This is a genomic window from Xylophilus sp. ASV27 (genome assembly GCF_016428875.1).
In the GTDB taxonomy this organism is placed as follows: Bacteria; Pseudomonadota; Gammaproteobacteria; order Burkholderiales; family Burkholderiaceae_C; genus Xylophilus.
Window position 1 is genome coordinate 25482 of sequence record NZ_JAELTO010000044.1, and the last position, 7714, is coordinate 33195.

General features: G+C 69.5%; 6 protein-coding genes and 3 pseudogenes. 2 read left to right on the forward strand and 7 right to left on the reverse strand.

Features of this window, described 5'->3' with window-relative positions:
- Nucleotides 1-10: 10 nt before the first annotated feature.
- From JHD63_RS11230 to JHD63_RS11240, 3 genes are read right to left on the reverse strand one after another with little or no spacing between them, the layout of a single operon-like run.
- Complete coding sequence (locus JHD63_RS11230; protein WP_198970840.1) at nt 11-1495, reverse strand: NAD(P)(+) transhydrogenase (Re/Si-specific) subunit beta; 1485 nt, start codon at nt 1493-1495, stop codon at nt 11-13.
- On the reverse strand, nt 1492-1818 hold the full coding sequence (locus tag JHD63_RS11235) for an NAD(P) transhydrogenase subunit alpha (RefSeq protein ID WP_198970841.1): 327 nt from the start codon (nt 1816-1818) through the stop codon (nt 1492-1494). Before JHD63_RS11235 ends, JHD63_RS11230 begins: the two co-directional genes overlap by 4 nt.
- A 17-nt stretch (nt 1819-1835) precedes the next feature.
- Nucleotides 1836-2966, reverse strand: a complete 1131-nt coding sequence (locus tag JHD63_RS11240; protein ID WP_198970842.1) for a Re/Si-specific NAD(P)(+) transhydrogenase subunit alpha — start codon at nt 2964-2966, stop codon at nt 1836-1838.
- 248 nt (nt 2967-3214) lie between these two features.
- Here JHD63_RS11240 and JHD63_RS11245 point away from each other — a divergent pair, with 248 nt between their 5' ends.
- Complete coding sequence (locus tag JHD63_RS11245; protein WP_233167967.1) at nt 3215-3709, forward strand: NUDIX hydrolase; 495 nt, start codon at nt 3215-3217, stop codon at nt 3707-3709.
- A 420-nt stretch (nt 3710-4129) separates the two neighbouring features.
- Here the strand turns inward: JHD63_RS11245 and tcuB are convergent.
- The 3 genes and pseudogenes from tcuB to JHD63_RS11260 all read right to left on the reverse strand — a co-directional run.
- Nucleotides 4130-4777, reverse strand: a pseudogene (gene tcuB, locus JHD63_RS11250) (tricarballylate utilization protein TcuB); the annotation flags it as partial.
- A pseudogene (locus tag JHD63_RS11255) lies at nt 4776-4943 on the reverse strand (FAD-dependent oxidoreductase); the annotation flags it as partial. The pseudogenes JHD63_RS11255 and tcuB, both read right to left, overlap by 2 nt.
- Before the next feature lie 335 nt (nt 4944-5278).
- Nucleotides 5279-6181: a LysR family transcriptional regulator gene (locus JHD63_RS11260; protein ID WP_198970843.1), complete on the reverse strand. Its 903-nt coding sequence runs from the start codon at nt 6179-6181 to the stop codon at nt 5279-5281.
- Nucleotides 6182-6311: 130 nt separating this feature from the next.
- On the opposite strand from JHD63_RS11260, the gene JHD63_RS11265 reads away from it, so the two are divergent.
- Nucleotides 6312-7178, forward strand: a complete 867-nt coding sequence (locus JHD63_RS11265; protein WP_198970844.1) for a pirin family protein — start codon at nt 6312-6314, stop codon at nt 7176-7178.
- Nucleotides 7179-7205: 27 nt separating this feature from the next.
- Here JHD63_RS11265 and JHD63_RS23985 read toward each other — a convergent pair.
- Nucleotides 7206-7334, reverse strand: a pseudogene (locus JHD63_RS23985) (LysR family transcriptional regulator); the annotation flags it as partial.
- Nucleotides 7335-7714 lie beyond the last annotated feature (380 nt).

The window sequence follows — 7714 nt, forward strand, 5'->3', positions numbered from 1 at the left end:
GCGCAGGCGCTCACTCGATGGCTTTGGTCATGTCCTCGACCACCTTCTTGGCGTCGCCGAAGACCATCATGGTCTTGTCCATGTAGAACAGCTCGTTGTCCAGGCCGGCGTAGCCCGCGGCCATGGAGCGCTTGTTCACGATCACCGTCTTGGCCTTGTAGGCTTCGAGGATGGGCATACCGTAGATCGGGCTGCCCTTGGTGTGGGCGGCCGGGTTCACCACGTCGTTGGCGCCGAGGATGATGGCCACGTCCGCCTGGCCGAACTCGCTGTTGATGTCCTCCATCTCGAACACCTGGTCGTAGGGCACCTCGGCCTCGGCCAGCAGCACGTTCATGTGCCCGGGCATGCGCCCGGCCACCGGGTGGATGGCGTACTTGACGGTGACGCCCTTCTCGGTGAGCTTGGCCGCCAGCTCCTTCACCGCGTGCTGGGCGCGCGCCACGGCCAGGCCGTAGCCGGGCACGATCACCACCGTCTCGGCGTTGGACAGCACGAAGGCGGCATCGTCGGCGCTGCCGCTCTTGACCGGGCGCTGCTCGCCGCCGCCGGAGGCCGCCGCCGCGGCCTCGCCGCCGAAGCCGCCCAGGATCACGTTGAAGAACGAGCGGTTCATGGCCTTGCACATGATGTAGCTCAGGATCGCGCCCGAGCTGCCCACCAGCGAGCCGGCAATGATCAGCATGCTGTTGTTCAGGGAAAAGCCGATGCCCGCCGCCGCCCAGCCCGAGTAGCTGTTGAGCATGCTCACCACCACCGGCATGTCGGCGCCGCCGATCGGGATGATGATCAGCACGCCCATCACGAAGGCCAGCGCCAGCATGGCGAAGAAGGCCGCCCAGCTCTCGGTGGCGACGAACAGCAGGCCCAGCGCGACGGTGAGCAGGCCCAGCACCAGGTTGAGCATGTGCTGGCCCTTGAACTGCACCGGCGCGCCCTGGAACAGGCGGAACTTGTACTTGCCCGAGAGCTTGCCGAAGGCGATGACCGAGCCGCTGAAGGTGATGGCGCCGATGGCCGCGCCCAGGAACAGTTCGAGCCGGTTGCCCGCCGGGATGGGCAGGCGCGCCAGCCCTTCGAGGATCACCATGCCGGCGGCCGTCGGCGCGCCCAGCACGGCGGGCTCCGGCGACGGCACGATGCCGAAGGCCCAGGGCTCGGCCACCGCCGCCACGGCGATGAACACCGCCGCCAGGCCGATCATGCTGTGCATGAAGGCGACCAGTTCGGGCATCTTGGTCATCTCCACGCGCTGCGCCATCACCGCGCCGGCCGTGCCGCCGACCAGCAGGCCCAGCAGCACCCAGCCCAGGCCGAGCGCGCTGCCGGCGAGCGTGACGATCAGCGCCGCCGTGGTCAGCACGGCGATCGCCATGCCGGTCATGCCGAAGACGTTGCCACGGATCGAGGTGGTGGGATGGGAGAGGCCCTTCAAGGCCTGGATGAAGCAGACGCTGGCCACGAGGTACAGCAGCGTGACGAGGTTCATGCTCACTTGGCGGCTCCCTCATCAGCCTTCGGTGCGGCCTTCTTGTCCTTCTTGCGGAACATCTCCAGCATGCGCCGGGTGACCAGGAAGCCGCCGAAGACGTTGACCGCGGCCAGCGCCACGGCCAGCACGCCCATGGTCTTGCCCAGCGGCGTGGTGGTGAGCGCGGCGGCCAGCATGGCGCCGACGATGACGATGGCCGAGATGGCATTGGTCACCGCCATCAGCGGCGTGTGCAGCGCGGGCGTGACGGTCCAGACCACGTGGTAGCCGACGTAGATCGCCAGCACGAAGATGATCAGGTTGGTGAGGGTGTGGGAGATTTCCATGGCGGTCCTCTTGCGCTTCAGCTGCGTTTGACTTCGCCGCCCTGCGCCACGAGGCAGGCGGCCACGATGTCGTCGTCCAGGTCGACCTTCAGCCCGCCCTCCTTGGGGAGCACGAGCTTGAGGAAATCCAGGATGTTGCGCGCGTACAGCGCCGAGGCGTCGGCCGCCACCAGCGCCGGCAGGTTGGTCTCGCCCACCAGGGTCACGCCATGCCTGACCACGGTCTTGCCGGCTTCGGTCAGCGGGCAGTTGCCGCCCACGCCCCCAGGGCCCTTGCCGGCGGCGATGTCGACGATGACCGAGCCCGGCTTCATGGCCTTGACCATGTCCTCGGTGACCAGCGTGGGCGCGGCGCGGCCCGGGATCAGTGCCGTGCTGATGACGACGTCGGCCAGCGCCACGCGCTTGGCCACCTCGACCTGCTGGCGCGCCAGCCAGCTGGCCGGCATGGGCCTGGCGTAGCCGCCGACACCGACGGCGGCCTCCTTCTCTTCGTCGGTGTCGTAGGACACCTCGATAAACTTGGCGCCAAGCGACTCGACCTGCTCCTTCACGGAAGGCCGCACGTCCGAGGCCTCGATGACCGCGCCCAGGCGCTTGGCCGTGGCGATCGCCTGCAGCCCCGCCACGCCCACGCCCAGCACCACCACGCGCGCGGCCTTCACCGTGCCGGCGGCGGTCATGAGCATGGGGAAGAAGCGCTGGTACCTGTCGGCCGCGATCATCACCGCCTTGTAGCCGGCGATGTTGGCCTGGGACGAGAGCACGTCCATGCTCTGCGCGCGCGTGGTGCGCGGCGCGGCCTCCAGCGCGAAGGCCGTCAGCCCTGCACTGGCCAGGCGCTGCAGGCCCTCCTTGTCGAACGGATCGAGCATGCCGAGCAGCGCGGCGCCCGGGTGCATCAGGGCCAGCTCGGCGGGCTGCGGGCTGCGCACCTTGAGCACCAGCTCGCAGCCCAGGGCGCCGGCCTGGTCGGTGATCTCGGCGCCGGCGGCAACGTAGGCCGCGTCGGTCACGCTGGCGGCAACGCCGGCACCGGACTGCACCCGCAGCACATGGCCCTGCGCAACGAGCTTCTTCGCCGTCTCCGGAGTGACAGCTACTCGGGTTTCACCCGCCATGGTTTCGGCGGGTACTCCTATCTGCATGGGGTCTCTCCTCGGCAATGGAAGAAAAGTCAGCGCGAGGGAGGAGCTTACCGGATGTAACCGTAGGGCCCGCCTGCCGCAAACCCGCGGATCGCCGTGCCAGCCGCCGGCCACTGCCGCGCCGCCCATGGCACGCGAAAACCTCGCCATAGCTGCGGCTATGGCTGCGGTTTGCGCCTTGCATCCCATCCCACACCAGGGCGCGCGCCACCACGCGGACTTGTTCAGCGTTGCCATAATGCCGCCCCATGAACAAACCCGTGACGACGCGATGGAAGCCCAGCGTCACCGTAGCGGCGGTGATCGAGCGGGACGGCCGCTTCCTGCTGGTGGAAGAGCAGACATCCGAAGGCCTCAAGCTCAACAACCCGGCCGGCCACCTGGACCCGGGCGAGACCCCGGTGCAGGGCTGCACGCGCGAGGCGCTGGAGGAGTCCGCCTACGACTTCACGCCGACGGCGCTGGTGGGCGTCTACATCTCGCGCTTCCAGCGCAGCGACACGGGCGACGACGTCACCTACCTGCGCTTCGCGTTTGCCGGCGAGGTCGGCACGCACCACGCCTGGCGCACGCTGGACGACGGCATCGTGCGCACCTTGTGGATGACGGCCGACGAGATCCGCGCCTGCCCGGATCGCCACCGCAGCCCGCTGCTGCTGCGCTGCCTGGAAGACTACCTCGCGGGCAAGCGCTACCCGCTTGACATCGTGTACACCGATGCATCGGTGTTGGCGGGCGCTTGATGTGGAACACCCCCGAAGCGCCTGCGGCGCTCCCCCCTCAAGGGGGCGCACCCAGTGGCCTGGCAAAGCCAGTTCCACGGGTGCCCTGGCAAGGCTGCGCGCGTCTCACACGGCGCGTTTCATCATCCGGGGTGTCGTCATTCATGTCACTTGGCCAGGCCAGGTCGAGACACGCGCCAGCGCTGGGCCGCGGCCCAGCGCGTCGATGAGCGCGGGTGCCTCCACCACCCGTCGCACGCCACGTCCCAGCCGACGATCACCGCCGTCTGGCCCGCCAGATCGCGTGGCAGCCCACTGCCGATCGGTGGCCCGCATGGGGGTATCAGCAGGACACCAGCCGTGGCGCAGCGGATCATGGGAGCCACCTTCGTTCTGTAAGGGTCAACTCGCGGTGATCTTGCGCTCGCGCGCCACCTCGCCTCACTTGTCGGACTCACTGCGCATGAGGTCGGGCAGGCGCTTCTCCATCGCGTACTTGAGCAGCGCGGCCGAGCGGAAGATGCCGTGGGCGAACTTGCCGTGGGGCAGCGTGAGGAACAGGGCCATCACCGTGCCCAGGTGGGTCGCCAGCCACAGCGCCATGAAGCGCGTGTCGCGCAGCGCCAGCGAGGCGAGGCCGCTCAGGCTCACCAGCGGCAGCAGTCCATGGGCTTCTGCGCCGCGTCGCCATGCTGCGGATCGCGCCGCAGGTTGAGCCACAGCAGGCCCGCCGGGCCGATCACCAGGCCGATGCCGCCGGCCGTGCCCAGCAGCACCGGCAGGCTGGGCAGCGCATAAGGGGGCCTGCAGGCCCAGCAGGTAGTGGTAGAGCGTGGCCACGCCGGTCGAGGCGAAGCACAGCATGAAGCCGCAGAATGTGCCGTGGTGGAAGCGCCGGCGCCAGAGCGTGAAGCAGTCGTCGGGCCAGAGCGTGAAGCAGTCGTCGGCGTTGTTGCAGTCCTCGCCATGGCCGCCGTCGAGGTATTTCAGCCGCAGCGCATCCTGCGCGGCCTCGGTCGCGGCGGCGCCGCGCACGCGGGCGGCGCCGGCCGGGTCGTCGCGGGCCGGCGAGACTTCCCGCCACAAGCGGCGCATCGTGCATGCAGCGCAGGTTGCCGGTGTGCTGCGAGTTGCCGCCGCGCCAGGCGCGCGGCGCGGCCTTGAGCAGCAGCACCGTGGCGCCGGCCTCGCGCGCCATCAGGGCGGCGCACAGCGCGGCATTGCCGCCGCCGATGACCAGGACGTCGGGCGTCATGGCGTCCTCCTCCCGCATCGGCAAGCCGGCCAGGGTGGGACGCGCGGCGTGGGCGAGGAGGCGGTCCGGTGCACGGTTCTGGTGGACGCAGACATGGCGCTGCCCACTGTAGAAGGCGCGGGACCGGCGCGACAGCAGCAGCCGCGCAACGGGCCATCAGCAATCGTGATGGCCGCCGCCGGGCGGCGCGCCGGCATCGAAACCCCACGCCGCGCATTTACTATCAAATCAATAGCTACAAACCCAGGAATTACCTGAGCTACGGGCGCTTTTTATTCAGAATTGACGCCGGTGCGCGCCGGGAGAGGGCGCGGCAGCGCGCCGCCGCCGTCGGCTCAATCTTCATCGAGCGCCTGGAACCGCTGCGCGAGAAAATCCACCAGCGCCCTGACGGCCGGCAGCAACCCGCGCCGCGAGGCGAACACTGCGTGGATGATCTCGCGCCGCGGCGCCCAGCCCGGGAGCACATGGACCAGTTCGCCGCGCTCGATCTGCCCGCGCACCATCATCGAGGGCAGTTGCACGACGCCCACGCCGGCGATGGCCGCCGCCCGCAGCGCCAGCATGCCGCGCGTGACCAGGCGCGGCTGGTGGCGGACGGCGGCCTGCGCGCCGCCAGGGCCGATCAGGTTCCACACATGCTCGTGCTGCGGCAGGCCCAGGTCCATGCTCGGCAGGCCCGCCAGGTCGGCGGGCACCCGGGGGATGCCGCTCGCCAGCAGAGCGGGGCAGGCCACCAGGCATTGCCCGCGCTCGGCCAGCACGCGCATCACCAGGTCGCTGTCCTCGATCGGCGGCGGCCGCACGCGGATGGCCACGTCAATGCCTTCGCCCACCACGTCCACGCGGCGGCTGGTTTCCTCCAGGTGAATTTCCACGCGCGGATGCGCGACCATGAAGGCCGCCACCATGTCGGCCACGCGCGCATCGAGCAGCGCCGCCGGGCAGGTCATGCGCACGATGCCGCGCGGCTCCGCCTGCGTCAGCGCGACGGCCTCGTCGGCGGCCTCGGCCTCCACCAGCATCGCCTTGCAGTGGCCGTAGTAGGTTTGGCCGGTTTCGGTGACGGCGAAGCGGCGCGTGGAGCGCTGGATCAGGCGCGTGCCCAGGCGCTCTTCGAGCAGGGCGATGCGCCGGCTCAGCTTGGATTTGGGCACGCCCAGCGCACGGCCGGCCGGCGCGAAGCCGCCGTGGTCCACCACCTGCACGTAGTAGTAGAGGTCGTTCAGGTCTTTCATCGCCCACCCCTTCATCGTTCTTTTGGCAGGACTCTGATGGCATATGCCACTGACTACCGCAACCATCGTTCCGCTCATATTCTCTATCCACCGGCCAAGACCTTTGTCTCGGCGACGCAAGGAGATCGGCATGAAGAAAGTCCTCGGTGTCTACAGCGCCCCCCATCCGCACTGGGTGGGCGATGGCTTCCCGGTGCGCTCGCTGTTCGGCTACGACGGCCTGGGCAAGCACCTGAGCCCGTTCCTGCTGCTCGACCACGCGGCGCCGACGCCGTTCGCGCCGGCCGCGCGCCCGCGCGGCGTCGGCCAGCACCCGCACCGCGGCTTCGAGACCGTGACCATCGTCTACCAGGGCGAGCTGCAACACAGGGACTCCACCGGCGCCGGCGGCCTGATCGGCCCGGGCGATGTGCAGTGGATGACCGCCGGCGGCGGCATCCTGCACGAGGAGTTCCACTCGCGCGCCTTCACCGAGCGCGGCGGCACCCTCGAGATGGTGCAGCTCTGGGTCAACCTGCCCGCCAGGGACAAGATGGCCGAGCCGGGCTACCAGACCCTGCTCGATGCGGACATCCCCTCGGTGGACCTGCCCGCGGGCGCGGGCCGGGTGCGGGTGATCGCGGGCGAGTACGACGGGCGCCGCGGCCCGGCGCGCACCTTCACGCCGATGGACGTGTGGGACCTGCGCATCGGCCAGGGCGGCGTCGGCCGCTTCGACGCGCAGGACGGCCATACGCTGGCGCTGGTGGTGCTGCATGGCACGGTGCGGGTCAACGGCTCGACCGTTGCACGCGAAGGGCAACTGGTGCATCTGGACCGCGCCGGCAGCGGCGTGGCGATCGAGGCCGACAGCGACGCGACCGTGCTGTGGCTGTCGGGCGAGCCCATCGACGAGCCCGTGGTCGGCCACGGCCCGTTCGTCATGAACAGCGAGGCCGAGATCCGCCAGGCCATGGCCGACTTCAGAAGCGGCCGCTTCGGCCGGATGACGGCTTGAGCATCGGAGAGCAAGGCTCCCGGACGCTCAAGCCTCTGCCGGCAGCAGCGCGGCGCCGGCCCAGCGCCCGGCGCCGACCAGCGCGCGTGCGCAGTCGGCCAGCACCATGCGCGCGGCCAGCGCGGCGGGAGACAGCTCGTCGTCGGACAGGCTGCACGCTGGGTGTCGAACAGCACGGCCAGATCCAGCTGGCGCGCGTTGAGCATGGCCGGCAGGTGGCCTAAGTAACGCAGTTGGCGCAGTTCCATGGCTTGACGGCCCCGTTACGGAAAGAGCGGGATTGTCCCGCCTGCGCGCCCCCGGGGACGCAAACGGCGCGCGAGGCAGGATTTATGAAGAAAAAATGCTTCCAGCCCATATCCCACCTTGGCTAAATGCTATTTTATTTATAGCAACTCCACCTCTTCCACAGGGCAATCGCATCTAACCAGAGCCCCCCATCCCCAGAGCCGCTCCCATGCCCATGAGGTGCTCCAGATAGGGCAGGCTCCAGCCAGCGCGCTTGCGCTTGGCCTGCAGCCCGAGCTTCACCGAGG